Here is a 260-nt window from a genome sequence, read left to right as displayed (position 1 = left end):
ACCGGTCGCTCGTCGCCTCGAAAAACGACACGTTGACGTGGGGCGCGCGCTTTTTCAGCTCGAGCACGAGTTCGGGCGCGAACACCGGCAGCACGGTTGGCACCGCACCCACGGCAATGCGCCCCGAGAGTCCGCTCGTGAGCGCATCGACCTCGTAGCGCGCCCGCTCGATTTGATGAAACACCTCGCGCGCATGCCGCAGCAGCACGTCGCCCACCGCGGTGAAGCGCAACCGGTTGCCCACGCGCTCGAGCACCGGG

Annotated in this window: 1 pseudogene; it reads right to left on the bottom strand. The window is 68.1% G+C overall.

Annotation, left to right across the window (positions count from 1 at the left end):
- Window positions 1–260 (bottom strand): annotated as a pseudogene (locus U5A65_RS40870) (LysR family transcriptional regulator); the annotation flags it as partial.

The sequence above is a fragment of the Paraburkholderia sp. J10-1 genome, from assembly GCF_905220165.1.
Classification (GTDB): domain Bacteria; phylum Pseudomonadota; class Gammaproteobacteria; order Burkholderiales; family Burkholderiaceae; genus Paraburkholderia.
This window is presented reverse-complemented; position numbering and strand designations above follow the sequence as displayed.